At 71.2% G+C, this 14,917-nt stretch carries 17 protein-coding genes; 4 read left to right on the top strand and 13 right to left on the bottom strand.

Translation table 11 applies throughout. The annotated features are described in order from the left end of the window. Positions 1-21 precede the first annotated feature (21 nt). The 12 genes from E2170_RS12065 to E2170_RS12010 all read right to left on the bottom strand — a co-directional run bounded on the left by E2170_RS12065 (position 22) and on the right by E2170_RS12010 (position 10,268). The gene (locus E2170_RS12065; protein WP_133000869.1) at positions 22-381 is read right to left on the bottom strand and encodes a PilZ domain-containing protein; all 360 of its coding nucleotides are present in this window, start codon (positions 379-381) and stop codon (positions 22-24) included. Beyond that, positions 378-1,421 (bottom strand): DNA polymerase III subunit delta', encoded by a 1,044-nt coding sequence (locus tag E2170_RS12060; RefSeq protein WP_133000868.1) that lies wholly within the window; start codon positions 1,419-1,421, stop codon positions 378-380. Before E2170_RS12060 ends, E2170_RS12065 begins: the two co-directional genes overlap by 4 nt. Beyond that, on the bottom strand, positions 1,418-2,059 hold the full coding sequence (tmk, locus tag E2170_RS12055; RefSeq protein ID WP_133000867.1) for a dTMP kinase: 642 nt from the start codon (positions 2,057-2,059) through the stop codon (positions 1,418-1,420). The genes E2170_RS12060 and tmk overlap by 4 nt, the downstream gene beginning before the upstream one ends. Next, on the bottom strand, positions 2,056-3,102 hold the full coding sequence (gene mltG / locus E2170_RS12050) for an endolytic transglycosylase MltG (RefSeq protein ID WP_133000866.1): 1,047 nt from the start codon (positions 3,100-3,102) through the stop codon (positions 2,056-2,058). Before mltG ends, tmk begins: the two co-directional genes overlap by 4 nt. Before the next feature lie 72 nt (positions 3,103-3,174). After that, on the bottom strand, positions 3,175-4,629 hold the full coding sequence (locus E2170_RS12045) for a chorismate-binding protein (protein ID WP_133000865.1): 1,455 nt from the start codon (positions 4,627-4,629) through the stop codon (positions 3,175-3,177). A 37-nt stretch (positions 4,630-4,666) separates the two neighbouring features. Continuing rightward, on the bottom strand, positions 4,667-5,902 hold the full coding sequence (fabF, locus tag E2170_RS12040; RefSeq protein ID WP_133000864.1) for a beta-ketoacyl-ACP synthase II: 1,236 nt from the start codon (positions 5,900-5,902) through the stop codon (positions 4,667-4,669). A 123-nt stretch (positions 5,903-6,025) separates the two neighbouring features. Then, positions 6,026-6,265 (bottom strand): acyl carrier protein, encoded by a 240-nt coding sequence (gene acpP / locus E2170_RS12035; protein ID WP_133000863.1) that lies wholly within the window; start codon positions 6,263-6,265, stop codon positions 6,026-6,028. Positions 6,266-6,377: 112 nt separating this feature from the next. Further along, positions 6,378-7,121, bottom strand: coding sequence for a 3-oxoacyl-ACP reductase FabG (gene fabG / locus E2170_RS12030; RefSeq protein ID WP_133000862.1), 744 nt, complete (start codon positions 7,119-7,121; stop codon positions 6,378-6,380). A gap of 177 nt (positions 7,122-7,298) precedes the next feature. Beyond that, a complete protein-coding gene (gene fabD / locus E2170_RS12025; RefSeq protein ID WP_133000861.1) occupies positions 7,299-8,243 on the bottom strand; it encodes an ACP S-malonyltransferase in 945 nt (314 codons plus the stop codon). Positions 8,244-8,396: 153 nt separating this feature from the next. Continuing rightward, a complete protein-coding gene (locus E2170_RS12020; RefSeq protein ID WP_133000860.1) occupies positions 8,397-9,389 on the bottom strand; it encodes a beta-ketoacyl-ACP synthase III in 993 nt (330 codons plus the stop codon). A gap of 111 nt (positions 9,390-9,500) precedes the next feature. After that, entirely contained in the window at positions 9,501-9,695 is a 195-nt protein-coding gene (rpmF, locus tag E2170_RS12015; protein WP_133000859.1) for a 50S ribosomal protein L32, read from the bottom strand. 48 nt (positions 9,696-9,743) lie between these two features. Then, positions 9,744-10,268, bottom strand: a complete 525-nt coding sequence (locus E2170_RS12010) for a YceD family protein (protein ID WP_133000858.1) — start codon at positions 10,266-10,268, stop codon at positions 9,744-9,746. Positions 10,269-10,403: 135 nt separating this feature from the next. Here E2170_RS12010 and E2170_RS12005 point away from each other — a divergent pair, with 135 nt between their 5' ends. From E2170_RS12005 to E2170_RS11995, 3 genes are read left to right on the top strand one after another with little or no spacing between them, the layout of a single operon-like run. Further along, on the top strand, positions 10,404-10,766 hold the full coding sequence (locus E2170_RS12005; RefSeq protein WP_133000857.1) for a hypothetical protein: 363 nt from the start codon (positions 10,404-10,406) through the stop codon (positions 10,764-10,766). Then, complete coding sequence (locus E2170_RS12000; protein ID WP_133000856.1) at positions 10,763-11,338, top strand: Maf family protein; 576 nt, start codon at positions 10,763-10,765, stop codon at positions 11,336-11,338. The genes E2170_RS12005 and E2170_RS12000 overlap by 4 nt, the downstream gene beginning before the upstream one ends. Next, positions 11,335-12,051 carry a class I SAM-dependent methyltransferase gene (locus E2170_RS11995; protein WP_133000855.1) on the top strand — a complete coding sequence of 239 codons (717 nt, stop codon included), beginning with the start codon at positions 11,335-11,337 and terminating at the stop codon, positions 12,049-12,051. The genes E2170_RS12000 and E2170_RS11995 overlap by 4 nt, the downstream gene beginning before the upstream one ends. Positions 12,052-12,061: 10 nt before the next feature. Here E2170_RS11995 and E2170_RS11990 read toward each other — a convergent pair whose 3' ends face one another. After that, positions 12,062-13,915: an ArnT family glycosyltransferase gene (locus E2170_RS11990; protein ID WP_133000854.1), complete on the bottom strand. Its 1,854-nt coding sequence runs from the start codon at positions 13,913-13,915 to the stop codon at positions 12,062-12,064. Between the two features lie 47 nt (positions 13,916-13,962). Between E2170_RS11990 and E2170_RS11985 the strand changes: the two genes are divergently transcribed. Then, entirely contained in the window at positions 13,963-14,916 is a 954-nt protein-coding gene (locus E2170_RS11985) for an AAA family ATPase (protein WP_133000853.1), read from the top strand. Position 14,917: the final 1 nt, after the last annotated feature.

Raw genomic sequence — 14,917 nt, 5'->3', positions numbered from 1 at the left:
TTCCGCGAGGTTTCCCCCGGACTACATCGTGTGCGTGGCCTTGTCCGCGTTAAGCGTGCCCGCCAGCAGGGTCTCGATCCGGCCCTTCACGTTCTCGCCCTCGGCGGTGTCGGCGAACTGCACGCCGATGCCGGCGGCGCGGTTGCCCTGGGCGCCCGGCGGCGTGACCCAGACGACCTTGCCGGCGGCCGGCAGGCGGTCGTTCGATTCCGGCAGGGTCAGCAGCACGAAGACCTCGTCGCCGATGAAGTAGCGGCGCGTGGTCGGCACGAAGATGCCGCCGTGCTTCAGGTAGGGCATGTAGGCCGCATACAGCTGGGCCTTGTCCTTGACCGCCAGCGACAGGATGCCCTGCCGTGCGCCGCCGCCTGTTGCACTCATCGCGTGACTCCCCGTGTCTTGTCGCCGGCCGCGTCGCGCCATGCGAGCAGCAGGTCCACCACCGCAAGGTCGGCGCGGATCGTGCTGCGCAGCAGCTCGCGCGTGCGGTTGGCGCCGTCGAACCAGGCGGCCAGCTTCCTGATTCGCGCCGGATCGGTCAAGCCGGCGGCCTCGTCGCGCGCGAGATCGGCGGCGTGCAGCAGGCGCTGCATGGCCAGGTCGTCGGCGGTCCAGGCCTTGGCGGTTTCCAGCGGCGAAGCCGCGTTGGCGGCCAGCTTCGCCAGGTCGGCGGCGACCTCGCGGCGCAGCGCCATGCCGCCGTCGCGCAGCCAGGCATCGGCCAGGCCGGGGTGGCCGTGGGCGGCGGCCAGGGCCTCGGTCGCGGCCTGGTCCGCGTGCCCCTGCGCGCGCAGCCAGGCCACCGCTTCGTCGGCCGGCGGCAGGCGGAACTCCAGGCGCTGGCAGCGGCTGCGGATGGTCGCCGGCAGGCGCGCGGGATGGGCGCTGAGCAGCCACAGGTAGCGGCCGGGCACCGGCTCTTCCAGGGTCTTGAGCAGGGCGTTGGCCGCGGCATCGTTCATGTCGTCGGCGGGATCGATGATCGCGACCTTGGCGTCGCCGTACTGCGGCGTGGTCGACAGGCGCGTGGACAGCTCGCGCACCTGGTCGACCGGGATCACCGTCATCTGCCGCGGCGGCGAGGGCGTGAGGCGCCAGGCGTGGCCGACGAAGATGGCGTCGGGATGGCCCGGATGCCCCCAGGGATGCGACAGCGAGCCGTCCGGCCGCTGTTCCTGCGGATCCTTCTGCGAGCGCGAGCGGTACAGCGCGCAGGCGCGGCACTGGCCGCAGGGCCGCGCCGCCGGGTCGGGCGACAGGCACAGCACGCGCTGCGCGAGGCGCTCGGCGACCCGACGCTTGCCCAGCATCGCCGGGCCGCAGAACAGCAGCGCGTGGCCCATGCGCCCGGCGTCGATCGCGGCCGCGGCGTGTTCGAAGGCGCGCTGCTGCCACGGCGCGAACGGAGCGTCGAAGCTCACGCCGCCTCCGCGAACGCGCGCAGGGCGGCGACGGCCGCGGCCACGACCTCGTCCACCGGGTGCGAGGCGTCGACCACGCGGAAGCGCCCGGGCTCGGCCGCCGCGCGCGCGAGGAAGGTGGCGCGCACGCGCTCGAAGAAGGCGTCGCGCTCGCGTTCGATGCGGTCCGGGCGCGGGTCGCGGCCACGGATGCGCTCGCGGCCACGGGCGACGTCGATGTCCAGCAGCATGGTCAGCCCGGGACGGATGCCGACCACGCGCCATTCAAGTTCTTCGATGAAGCCGGCATCCAGCCCGCGGCCGCCGCCCTGGTAGGCGAAGCTGGAATCGGTGAAGCGGTCGCACAGCACCCAGGCGCCGCGCTCCAGCGCCGGCAGCACGGTTTCGCGCACGTGCTGGGCGCGCGCGGCGAACATCAGCAGCAGCTCGGTTTCCGCGGCCACGGTCTCGTCGCCGGGCAGCAGCAGCAGGCTGCGGATCTTCTCGGCCAGCGGCGTGCCGCCGGGCTCGCGGGTGACCACCACCTCGCCGCCCGAAGCGGCCAGCTCCGCGCGCAGCGCGGCCAGCACCGTGGTCTTGCCGGCGCCTTCGCCGCCTTCCAGCGACACGAAACGCGGATGCATCGGCAGCGCGCTCATCGCGGTCCGTGCCGCTCGCGGTAGCGCTGCACGTACTGGCGCACGGCGGCGTTGTGCGACTCCAGCGTCGGCGAGAACACATGGCGGCCGCTGCCGTCGCCGACGGCGACGAAGTACAGCGCGTCGGTCTCCTCCGGCTGCGTCGCCGCGCGCAGGGCGTGTGCCCCGACCATCGCGATCGGCGTCGGCGGCAGGCCGTCGCGGGTGTAGGTGTTGTACGGCGTGTCGGCGGTGAGGTCGCGGCGGCGGATGTTGCCGTCGAAGTCGGCCCCCATGCCGTAGATCACCGTCGGGTCGGTCTGCAGGCGCATGCCCATGCGCAGGCGGCGGGTGAACACGCCGGCGATCATCGGCCGTTCCTCGGCGATGCCGGTTTCCTTCTCCACGATCGAGGCCAGCACCAGCGCCTCTTCGGGCGTATCGATCGGCAGGTCGTCGGCGCGCGCCTGCCAGGCGGCGTCGAGCGCGCGGTCGAGATCGTCGGCGGCGCGCTTCAGCAGGTCGACGTCGGTGTCGCCGCGGTCGTAGGCGTAGGTCTCGGGCAGGAAGCGGCCCTCGGGATGCACGCCCTCGCGACCGAGCATCGCCATCAGCGCCGCGTCGTCGATTTCATGCAGGGTCTGCACCAGCGGCGTGGCGCGGCCCAAGGCGGCACGCAGCTCGCGGATGTTCCAGCCCTCCACGATCGTGAAGCGGTGGCGCACCACCTTGCCGTCGCGCATGTTCTCGAGCAGGCGGGTCGCGGTGATGCCCGGCTCCAACGCGTACTCGCCGACCTGGATGCGGCTGTCCGCGCCCAGCTGGCGCGCCAGCACGCGCCATTCGAGGTCGTGCCCCGCGTCGATCCCCTGCCCGCGCAAGCGCGCGACCACGCGCAGCAGGTTGTCGCCGCGCTCGACCATCACGATGTCGCCGGCCTCCACGCCGGGCAGCGGCGCGCCGGCAAAGCGCTGGTAGCCGCTCCAGGCCCACCAGCCCGCCGCGCCCACGACGAGCGCCGAGAGCACGAACAGGACGAGGACGATGCGCTTGAGCGCCTTCATGGCGCGATTCCGCCAGTGCGGTCAGGGGTCGGATGCATGGTCCGAAGGATACCGTGCCGGCCGCGACGCCGGTCAGGCACCGATCGCCTGCAGCATGCCGCGGGCCTTGGCACGGGTCTCGTCGAGTTCGTGCGCCGGGTCGGAATCGGCGACGATGCCGGCACCGGTGCGGAAGCGCAGCCTGTCGCCGGCCACTTCCGCGCTGCGGATCAGGATGTTGAGGTCCATGTCGCCGCTGCGGTCCAGCCAGCCCATGGCCCCGGTGTAGGCGCCGCGGCCGACGCCTTCGAGCTCGGCGATGATCTCCATGCAGCGCACCTTGGGCGCGCCGGTGATCGTGCCGCCCGGGAACACCGCGCGCAGCACCTCGCCGGGGGTGGCGTCTTCGCGCAGGCGGCCGCGCACGTTGCTGACGATGTGGTGCACGTGGGCATAGCTCTCCACCACCATCAGCTCGTCGACCTCGACGCTGCCGCCGCGGCAGACGCGGCCCAGGTCGTTGCGCTCCAGGTCGACCAGCATCACGTGCTCGGCGCGCTCCTTGGCGTGGCCGATCAGCTCGCGGATGCGGCCGGCATCGTCGTCGCCGGGCAGGCGCGGCCGGGTGCCGGCGATCGGGCGGGTTTCAGCGAGGTCGCCGCGCACCGAGACCAGGCGCTCGGGCGAGGCGCTGACCACGGCTCCGGCCTCGCCCAGATCGAACAGGCCGGCAAAGGGCGCGGGATTGGCGCGGCGCAGGCGCTCGTACAGCACGGCCGGGGGCAGCGGCGCGTCGAAGCGCGCCTCCCAGGCGCGGGAGAGGTTCACCTGGAAGACGTCGCCGGCGCTGATGTAGTCGAGTGCGCGGGCGACGGCTTCGGTATACGCCTCGCCGGGGTCTTCGCCGCAAGCCAGCAGCGTCGGCCACGCGCCGGCGCTCGCGACGGCGGGATCGGGATCGGACCCGGCGGCGTGCAGGCCGTCCAGCGGCGCCGGACGGGCGCACCGGGACGCACCGGCTTCAGCGCCAACGCCCGCGATATCGGCCAGCACGGCTTCAAGCAGCGCTTCCGCCCCCTCCTCCGCCACGGCCACCACCTCGCCGCTGAGGCGGTCGCGGAGCACCGCCGCCGGGCAGCGGCAGGCCACCGCCACGGGCAGCCCGCCCGGTGCCGCAGGCAGCCGCAGCACCGGTTCCACCTGTGCCGCCAGCTCGTAACCCAGCAGCAGCGCCCAGCCCCCCCGGAAGGGCCAAGGCGAGGCCTCCACGGGGCGGTGCAGCGCGCGCCAGTCGGCGTCGAGGGCGCGAAGGAAATCGTGGTCGTCGGCAGGGCCTGTGCCGGCACCGTCGGCGGTGGCGTCCTCGCGCAGGATACGGCCATCGCGCCCCAGCACCAGTCGCGTGCCGTCGGCGGCCAGCAGCATGTCCCAGCGGCCCTGGGCGGTGCCCGAGGCCACGGATTCAAGCAGCAGCGGATACCGCCCCGGCCTGCTCCGCTGCAGCGCGAGCAGGTCGAGGCCGGGCGCCAGCGCGCGGACGTGGGTCATGTTCGGGCCCTGCCGCCCCGGAGGGCGGCGCCGTGGATCAGACGCGGCGGAAGACCAGGCTGCCGTTGGTGCCGCCGAAGCCGAAGGAATTCGACATGGCGACATCCACCTGCTGCTCGCGCGCGGTGTTCGCCACGTAGTCGAGGTCGCAGCCTTCGGAAGGGTTGTCGAGGTTGATGGTCGGCGGGATCACGCCGGTGTGCAGCGCCATCGCCGAGAACACCGCCTCGACGCCGCCGGCGGCGCCCAGCAGGTGGCCGGTCATCGACTTGGTCGAGCTGACCATCACCTTGCCGGCATGCGCGCCGAGCACGCTCTTGATGCCCATGGTCTCGGCGAGGTCGCCGGCCGGGGTCGAGGTGCCGTGGGCGTTGATGTAGCCGACCTGCGAGGGATCGATGCCCGCGTCGCGGATCGCGGCGACCATGCAGCGCGCGCCGCCCTCGCCGTTCTCGCTCGGCGCGGTCATGTGGTAGGCGTCGCCGCTCATGCCGAAGCCGGCGAGCTCGGCGTAGATGCGCGCGCCGCGCGCCTTCGCGCGCTCGTATTCCTCGATGACCAGCACGCCGGCACCATCGCCCATGACGAAGCCATCGCGGCCCTCGTCCCAGGGGCGCGAAGCCTTCGTCGGATCGTCGTTGCGCGTGGACAGTGCCTTCATCGCGCAGAAGCCGCCGAGCGAGGTCGGGGTGGTGGCGAACTCGGCGCCGCCGGCGATCATCGCGTCGGCGTCGCCGTACTGGATCATGCGCATCGCCAGGCCGATGTTGTGGGTGGCCGTGGTGCAGGCGGTGACCGCGGCGATGTTCGGGCCCTTGGCGCCGGTCATCATCGACACCTGGCCGGCGATCATGTTGATGATGGTGCTGGGCACGTAGAACGGCGAAATCTTGCGCGGGCCGTGCTCATGCCACTTGATCGAGGTTTCCTCGATGCCCTTCAGGCCGCCGATGCCGGCGCCGATGGCCACGCCGATGCGCTCGGGGTCGGCGGCGACGTCGAGCCCCGCGTCCTCCAGCGCCATCATCGAGGCGGCCACGCCGTAGTGCACGAAGGGGTCCATCTTCTTGACGTCCTTCGCCGGGATCCACGTCGCGGGATCGAAGCCCTTCACCTCGCCCGCGATGCGGGTGGCGAAGGCCGAAGCGTCGAAATTGGTGATCGGGCCGATGCCCGAACGGCCGTCCACGATGCCCTGCCAGGACGATGCCAGGTCATTGCCGAGCGGCGACAGGATGCCGAGGCCGGTGATGACGACGCGACGCTTGGACATGGGGACTCCTGGACGGTTGTGCGTGCTGTTCGATGCACCCCCCGCGGGGCGCCGGAAACGCCCGAGGCCGCATCAGCGGCCCCGGGTTTTATGCTCGGTGCGGCGCTGCTGCGCCGCCTGCGATCAGGCCTTGACGTGGGCCTTGATGTAATCGATCGCCTGCTGCACCGAAGTGATCTTCTCGGCTTCCTCGTCGGGGATCTCGCACTCGAACTCTTCTTCGAGGGCCATCACCAGCTCGACGGTGTCGAGGGAATCCGCACCCAGGTCGTCGACGAAGGAGGCGCTTGCGCTGACCTCGTCTTCCTTGACGCCCAGTTGTTCGACGACGATCTTCTTGACGCGCTCTTCGATGCTGCTCATTGGTATTTGGCTCCGGTGGAGGCTGTTGCGGTGGATAGTGTAAGGGATTCGCGTGGGGGTGACAGCGGCCGATTCCGCCCCTTTTCATTCAAGGACTTGGCGGCCATTCGCATCAGGGCATGTACATGCCGCCGTTGACGTGCAGGGTCTCGCCGGTGATGTAGCCGGCGTCCGGGCCGGCCAGGAAGGCGACGGCACGGGCGATGTCGGAAGGCTCGCCGAGGCGGCCGAGCGCAATCTGCTCCGCCATCGCCGCCTTGGCGTCCTCGGGCAGGTCGCGGGTCATGTCGGTGGCGATGAAGCCCGGCGCGACCACGTTGACGGTCACGCCGCGGCTGCCGATCTCCTTCGCCAGCGACTTGCTGAAGGCGATGATGCCGGCCTTGGCGGCGGCGTAGTTCGCCTGCCCCGCGTTGCCGGTCACGCCGATCACCGAGGCGATGTTGACGATGCGGCCGCGGCGCGCCTTCATCATCCCGCGCATCACCGCCTTGCTGCTGCGGTAGACGCTGGTGAGGTTGGTGTCGAGGATGGCCTGCCAGTCCTCGTCCTTCATCCGCATCAACAGGTTGTCGCGGGTGATGCCGGCGTTGTTGACCAGGATCGAGATCGCGCCGACCTCCTTGCCGATCGATTCGATCAGCGCCTCGATCGCACCGGCCTGGCCGACGTCGAGCACGCGGCCATGGCCGCCCTGCGCGGCCAGCCGCTCGCCGATGGCCTTCGCGCCGCCTTCGCTGGTCGCGGTACCGACCACCGTCGCGCCGCGCGCGGCCAGCTCGTCGGCAATCGCCGCACCGATGCCGCGGCTTGCGCCGGTCACCAGTGCGATCTCGCCTTTCAGTTCCTGTGTCATTTCGTCTTTGCCTGTATCAGTCGAAAGCTTTTTTGCCACGGATTACGCGGATAACGCGGATTTGCACGGATAGAGCAATGCAAATAGAAGGGCAGGAACTCCAGTGCGCCACGGCCCACCCTGTTCCTGCTTTATCCGTGTGACTCCGCGTCTATCCGTGTTCATCCGTGGCAAAAATCAGCCCTTCCATTCTGCCAGCGCCGCATCGAAATCGGCGACGGTGCCGAGGGTGCGGGCGTCGAGGGTCTTGTCGATGCGTTTGGCCAAGCCGGTCAGGACCTTGCCGGGGCCGCATTCGGCGATGCGGGTGGCGCCGCGGGCGGCGATGGCCTGCACGCAGTCGGTCCACTGCACCGGCAGGTAGAGCTGGCGCACCAGGGCGTCGCGGATGGCCTGCACGCCGTCATGCACCTCGGCATCGACGTTCTGCACCACCGGCAGCGACGGCTCGCTCCAGGCCAGGCCCGACATGGCCTCGGACAGGCGGTTGGCGGCCTCGCGCATCAGCGGAGTGTGCGAGGGCACGCTGACCGCCAGCTTCACCGCCTTGCGTACGCCCTTCGCGGCCAGCAACTCCAGAGCACGATCAACCGCGGCGGCGTGGCCGCCGATCACGATCTGGCCGGGGGAATTGAAGTTCGCGGGCACGACCACCTCGTCGCCGGACGCTTCATCGCAGACCTCGCGCACCAGCGCGTCCTCCGCGCCGATGACCGCAGCCATCGCGCCGGTGCCGGCGGGCGCCGCGTCCTGCATCAGCTGGCCGCGCAGGCGCACCAGGCGCGCACCATCGGCCAGCGGCAGCGCGCCGGCGGCGACCAGCGCCGAATACTCGCCGAGACTGTGACCCGCGAGCAGCGACGGCATGGCACCGCCTGCCGCCTCCCACGCACGCCACACGGCCACGCCCGCGGCCAGCAGCGCCGGCTGGGTGAACTCGGTCCGGTTGAGGCGTTCATCGCCCTCGCCCTGCGACAGCCCCCAGAGATCGACGCCCGCGCCTTCGGAGGCCTCGGCGAAGGTCTCGCGCACCACGGCGTGCGAGTCGGCGAGATCGGCAAGCATGCCCTGCGACTGCGAGCCCTGGCCCGGAAAAACGAATGCAAGCTGGGAAGCGGCCAAGCGGAGAACCCCATGAAAAAAGCCGGGCGATGATAAGCGCTCCACCCCCGCGCCGTCTGTACCCGACCGTATTGATTGCGCTTCGTCTGGAGCGGGCGGAAAAGCAAAGGGCCGCGGAATGCGCGGCCCTTGCGTCGTGCGATGCGGTGCGGCTCAGTAGCGCAGCAGCGCCGAGCCCCAGGTGAAGCCGCCGCCAAAGGCTTCCAGCAGCAGCAGCTGGCCGCGCTCGACCTTGCCCGAGCGCACCGCTTCGTCCAGCGCCAGCGGCACCGAGCCCGAAGAGGTGTTGCCGTGCTTGTCGACGGTCACGATCACGCGCTCCATCGGCATGTCCAGGCGCTTGGCGGTGGCCTCGATGATGCGCAGGTTGGCCTGGTGCGGGATCAGCCAGTCGATGTCGTGGCGGTCGATGCCGTTGGCCTCGAGCGTCTCCTCGACGATGCCGTCGAGCGCCTTGACCGCGTGCTTGAAGACATCGCTGCCGGCCATGTTGATGCGCACGCCGGCGTTCTTCTCGCCTTCCTTGAAGCCGACCGAGACGCCGACCGGGTTCCACAGCAGTTCCTTCTTCGCGCCGTCGGCGTGCAGGTGGGTGCTGAGGATGCCGGTCTCGGTGTCGGCCTTGAGCACGACCGCGCCGGCGCCGTCGCCGAACAGCACGCAGGTGGTGCGCTCGCTCCAGTCGACCATGCGGGTCAGGGTTTCCGAGCCGATCACCAGCGCCGTCTTCACCGAGCCCGAGGCGATGAACTTCTCGGCCACGCTGAGCGCGAAGATGAAGCCCGAGCAGGCGGCATTGACGTCGAAGGCCGGGCAGCCGGCGATGCCCAGGCGCGCCTGCACCAGGCAGGCGGTGGACGGGAACACGAGGTCGGGCGTGGTCGTGCCGACCACGATCAGCTCGATCTCGGAAGGATCGGTGCCGGCCGCTTCCAGCGCGCGCAGGGCGGCATGGACGGCGAGGTCGCCGGTGGTCTCGCCTTCGGCGGCCACGTGGCGCTGGCGGATGCCCGTGCGCGCGGCGATCCATTCGTCGGAGGTGTCGACGAACTTCGCCAGGTCGTCGTTGCTCAGGACCTTCGCCGGCAGGTAACTGCCGGTTCCTGCGATGCGCGCGTAGGTGCGCGGCACGGCGGACTCACTCATTTCGATGACAGACCTCGCGTATTGCTGGGCACCCTAGGGCGCCGGCGGGCGCGTGGCGCGGGCGCGCCACGGCCAGGGCATCATCCGCCGCGATGGCGGACGCGCGAAGGATCAGTCTTCCTCGACCACCTTGGTCTTCGGCACGATCACCTGGCGGCCGCGGTAGAAGCCGTCGGCGGTCACGTGGTGACGGATGTGGGTCTCGCCCGAGGTCGGGTCGGTCGACAGCTGCTTCGCGGTCAGCGAGTCGTGGGCGCGACGCATGCCGCGGCGGGAGGGGGAAACGCGGGACTTCTGCACAGCCATGGGATTGCTCCAGCAACGAATTCGGGGTGATCAGCTCGATCGGGTCGATCAATGGTTCTTCTTCAGCGCCGCCAACGCCGCGAACGGGTTGGCCTGCGCCTCTTCGTCGGCGGCGACCGGCCAGTCGCGTTCGACGCTTTCCGATCCCGGCGACACCGGTATCACCGGCACGGCCAGGATCAGCTCGTCCTCCACCAGGTCGGCGGGGCGGATGGCGCCGTCTTCGGCCACCACCAAGGCTTCGTAGCCCGGCGGCAGCGCGGCCTCGGCGGCCTCGCCCTCGTCGTCCCCGGCCCGCAGCAGCCCCAGCCGCTGCACCAGCGAGACCGGGAACACGAAGCGCTGCAGCGTGCGCTGGCAAAGCAGCGGCAGCTGCGCCTCGATCCCCAGTTCGACGTAGGACACCTGGAGCGCGTCGCGGTCGAAGGACAGCGTGTACGCCACCCCGCCCTCGTCGTCGACCAGTACCTCGCGCAGGCGTGGCAAAGCGGACAGCGGCAGGCGGCCAGAAAACTCCCGCCGGGCCGCAACCATGCGCCAAGCGTCCAGTACCTCGGGCACGTCTGCGGACATAAGCCGCGGAATGTTAGGCCTCGAACCGGCCCGTGTCAAACCGGTGCAATGTCGTCAAACCCTTGTCGCGGCGGGCAATTTGCCTCGAACGGCGCCGACGCGGCAGACTGCGGGCCCGCACGCGAGGCTTCCGGTTTGGCCCTGACACTGCTGCTGATCGCAATCGCCGCGGTGCTGGCGACCTGGCTCCTGCTCCGCCGCCGCAACGGCCTGGACCGGCACCGGCGGGCCATGGCCGGCGTCCTCGACGCCGCCGACGCCCTGGAATCGCGGCTGCGCACCGCCCGCAGCGAGATCGAGGCCGTCGCCGGGGAAGGCGACGACCCGGTGCGTGAAGCCCTGCAGGAGATGCTGCGCCAGCGGCTGTGGCTGCAGCAGCACGGCGCTGCGGCCTCCGCCGACCAGCTCGACGCCGTGCGCGAGTCCATTGACGGTGCGCGGCTGCGCATCGACCAGCAGCTCCAGCGCATCGAGCGCGCGCGGGCGCCGCAGGCGTGAGCCCCGGCCTGGTCCTCGCCTCGACGTCACCGTACCGCCGCGAGCTGCTGGCCCGGTTGCGCCTGCCCTTCGAAACCGCCCGCCCCGAGGTCGACGAAGCCGCCCTGCCCGGGGAAAGCCCGGCAGCCCTCGCCCTGCGCCTGGCCGCCGCCAAGGCGGCGGCGGTCGCCGCCTCGTATCCGGACGCGCGGGTGATCGGCTCCGACCAGGTCGCCGACTTCGACGGCACGGCCTTGGGCAAGCCCGGCGACCGTGAAGCCGCGATCGCCCAGCTGACGGCGATGTCGGGCCGCGCCGTGGCCTTCCGCACCGCGGTGGCCTTGGCCTCGGGAGGCACCGTCACCACCGCGCTCGACACCACCCTGGTGCGCTTCCGCAGGCTCGACCGCGACGAGATCGAGCGCTACGTCGACCTCGAGCAGCCCTTCGACTGCGCCGGCAGCTTCAAGTCCGAAGGCCTGGGCATCACCCTGTTCGAGGCCATCGAAAGCCGCGACCCGACCGCACTGGTCGGGCTGCCGCTGCTGGACACCGCCCGCCTGCTGCGCGAGTCCGGGCTCACGCTGCCGTGAACCCGCTGGGTTCCGCCCGCCTGAGGGACCTCCGGCTGGCGCCGCTGCGCTGTCCGGGCTGTGGCCCCTCGCTGCTGCTGCGCCTGGGCGGGGACGAGATGCTGGTGCGCTGCCTGCGCTGCCGCGCGACGCCGGTGCACATGGCGTTGCTGGGGGCACTGGACGCCTGCGGGATCGATCTCGCGCGCACCGACGCCTACGAACTCTCCACCACGGGCGCAGTCCTGCGACACCTGCGGCAGCGCTGCCGCAGCGTGGCCACCAGCGAGTACCTCGACGGCGTGGCGCCGGGCAGCGAGCGCGACGGCGTCCGCTGCGAGGACGTCCAGCGCCTGAGCTTCGCCGATGGCAGCTTCGACCTCTGCACCTCGACCGAGGTCTTCGAGCACGTTCCCGACGACCTCGCCGGCCTGCGCGAGCTGCACCGCGTGCTCAGGCCCGGCGGCCGGCTGCTGTTCACGGTGCCGATGTCCGACGCCGCGACCACGCAGGTGCGCGCGCGCATTGTCGACGGGCGCATCGAGCACATCCTTCCGCCTGCCTACCACGGCGACCGCCTGAACGGCCCCGAGAGCGTACTCGTGTACCGCGACTACGGCCTCGACCTCGTGGACCGCGTGCGCGCCGCCGGTTTCGCCGAAGCCAGGCTGTGGCGGCCCGCGCGAAGCCACTTCGGCCACGCGCGCACCGTGCTGGTCGCGGCGCGGGGCTGAGCGCCGGCGCTCAGTCGCCTTCCACCACGATCCGCTGCTCCGGCCAGCTTTCCATGCTGCCGTCGCGACCGTGCAGGCGAAGGCCCAGCCAGCGACTGCCGCCACGGCCCGGCGGAAGCTCCACCCGGGCCTCGAAGCCGACGCCGGGGTGCGCCTCGTCGGTGGAGATCTTCCAGTACTCGGCGACGTAGGCCCGATCACCGCCATAGCGTGCGGTGGCGACGACCTCGCCATCGACGGTCACCTCGACGCGCTCGATGCCCACCCCGTCCTTGAAAGCCCACCCGGTCACGCCGAAACTGCGACCCACCCGCTCGTCCTGCAGCGGTGAATCGAACCAGGCCATGGCCGGCAGCGTGCAGGCCTCGTCCGGCACCGCGGCCTGGCGCGCGCCCAGCGCGAACAGCAGGAAGCGGGTGCGGCCGTGGTCGACGGACACCGTGCGCGGCGGCGGCAGCGGGCCGAAGCGGCGGCACAGCGCGTGGTAGCGCAGCAGCAAATGCTTGTACTCGATCTCGCTGGCACCGACGACCAGCAGCACCGGGTCGTCGCCGCGATCGGTGCCCCCACGGGCCTCGAGCCCCCACAGGCGCAATTGCGGCGCGCGGCCGTGCGCGCGGTTCACCGGATGCTCCAGCACCTCGATCGACGGGTCGTCGAGCGCAAAGCCGAGCTCGGCCCCGATCTTGAAGTTGTCCGCGACGATGCGGGTGCCTTCCGGCATCCCGGCCTTCACTTCGCCGACGACGTCGGCGAGTTCGACCCAGCCGGCGAAGTTCGACGGATACCACTTGAGCGACGCCGTCTGCGCACGCAGCTGCGGCGACGAGACCAGCACGTAGTAGCCCAGGACCAGGGCCAGCCCCACCGCGGCCATCGCCCAGGTCAGTCCCCGCAGCCAGCGCGGCCAGCGCAGCAGCGCCACCGGCAGCAGCGGCAGCAGCGCCATCAGGCCCGGCAACGGCCAGTGGAAGCTGACGCGCTCGGTGTCGGCGAAGAAGCCCAGGACGAAGAACCCGGCCACCACCAGCAACCCGGAGAGGGCCAGGAACCGTACGCCCTCGCGTTCGTCTCGGAGGCCGCGCCAGCCCGCCCAAAGCAGGGCCGCGAACAGCAGCGGCGTGGCCAGCAGCGTCTGGATGGCGATGAACCAGGCACCGCCCGGCTGCCAGGCCCAGGGATGGCGATCGACCAGCTGGAAGCGCAGGCCGGCTTCGGCGTTCTCGAAATTCCACGCCAGCAGCGGCGTCCAGGCCGCGGCACCGAACGCGATCGCGATCCAGAGCCGCGGATCGCGCAGCGCCTGCCGGCCCTGCGGCAGCAGCAGCAGCGCGACCACGCCGACGCCGATCACCGCGGCGAAGCGATAGTGGCTGAGCGCACCCATGGCGAGGCCGATCGCCAGTTGCAGCGCGGCACCGTAGCCGACCCCGCGCAGCAGGCGTGCACCCGCGTCCAGGCACAGGAGCGTCGCCACCACCATCGCCGTGTCCGGCAAGGCCATCAGTCCCAGCGAACCCGCCAGCGGCAGCAGCAGCGCGGCGATACCGGCCACCCAGCCCTCGCGCTCACCGAACTCGCGTGCGGTGATCCGCACCACCAGCCACGGCGCGATCGATGCCAGCAGCAGGAACGGCATGCGCAGTGCCAGCGTCCCCTCGCCGAAGACGGTGGTGCCCACGCGGATCAGCCACGCGGTAAGTCCCGGAAGATCGGAATAGGCCCAAGCCAGGTGCCGGCTTTCCTGCCAGTAGAACGCCTCGTCCACGAACAGCGAGAGGCGCGTGGCGATCACGGCCTTGAGCAACAGCAATGCGCACCACAGGGCGACGAAGGTCGCTCGCGCGTCGATCTTTTCCCGCATCCGGCAAGGACCTCGTTACACTTCGATGGACACCCACGGAGCCCGGCATGACCGCCCAGTCCGCGAAACAGGACATGCTAACCGACGCCCTGCGCAATGCCCTGAATGATGCACAGGCGCAGGTGAACTCACTGGTACTGGGCAAGGAACAGGCGGTCCGCTTCGCCTTCACCGCCCTGCTCTCCGACGGCCACCTGCTGATCGAGGACCTGCCCGGTCTGGGCAAGACCACGCTGGCGCATGCCCTGGCCGCCACCCTGGGCCTGGGCTTCCAGCGCGTGCAGTTCACCTCCGACCTGCTGCCCTCGGACATCGTCGGCGTGTCGGTCTACGACACCCAGGGCGGCGGCTTCGCCTTCCATCCCGGCCCGGTGTTCGCGCACGTGCTGCTGGCCGACGAGATCAACCGCGCGCCGCCGCGCACGCAGAGCGCCCTGCTCGAAGCCATGGCCGAGCACCAGGTCACCGTCGACGGCACCACCCATTCGCTGCCGGCACCCTTCTTCGTCATCGCCACCCAGAATCCGGTCGACCTTGCCGGCACCTACCCGCTGCCGGATTCCCAGCTCGACCGCTTCCTGCTGCGCCTGCAGCTGGGCTACCCCGACGCCGCGGCCGAGCGCGAACTGCTGGCCGGCAGCGACCGCCGTGATCTGATCGCGCAAGCACTGCCCCTGCTCGGCTCCGAACAGGTCCTCCGGCTGCGCGAGGCGGTGCTGGCGGTGCATGCCAGCGACGCCCTGGTGCGCTACGTGCAGGCGCTGCTGGAGCGCAGCCGGCATCATGCCGGCGTGCGCGTGGGCCTGTCCCCTCGCGCAGGCATCGCCCTGCTCCGCGCCGCGCGCGCGCATGCGCTGCTGCTCGGCCGCGGCCACGTGCTGCCCGACGACATCCAGGCGCTGTTCGCCGCGGTCGCCGCGCACCGGCTCGTGGGCGAGGCCGACGCCGGCGACGGGGCAAGCCTGGCGCAGGCGGTCCTGCACGCCGTCGCGGTCGACTGAA

The organism is Luteimonas arsenica, assembly GCF_004352825.1.
GTDB classification, from domain to species: Bacteria; Pseudomonadota; Gammaproteobacteria; order Xanthomonadales; family Xanthomonadaceae; genus Luteimonas; species Luteimonas arsenica.
Note: the sequence above shows the minus strand (reverse complement) of the source record. Positions and strands in the feature narration are given on the sequence as shown.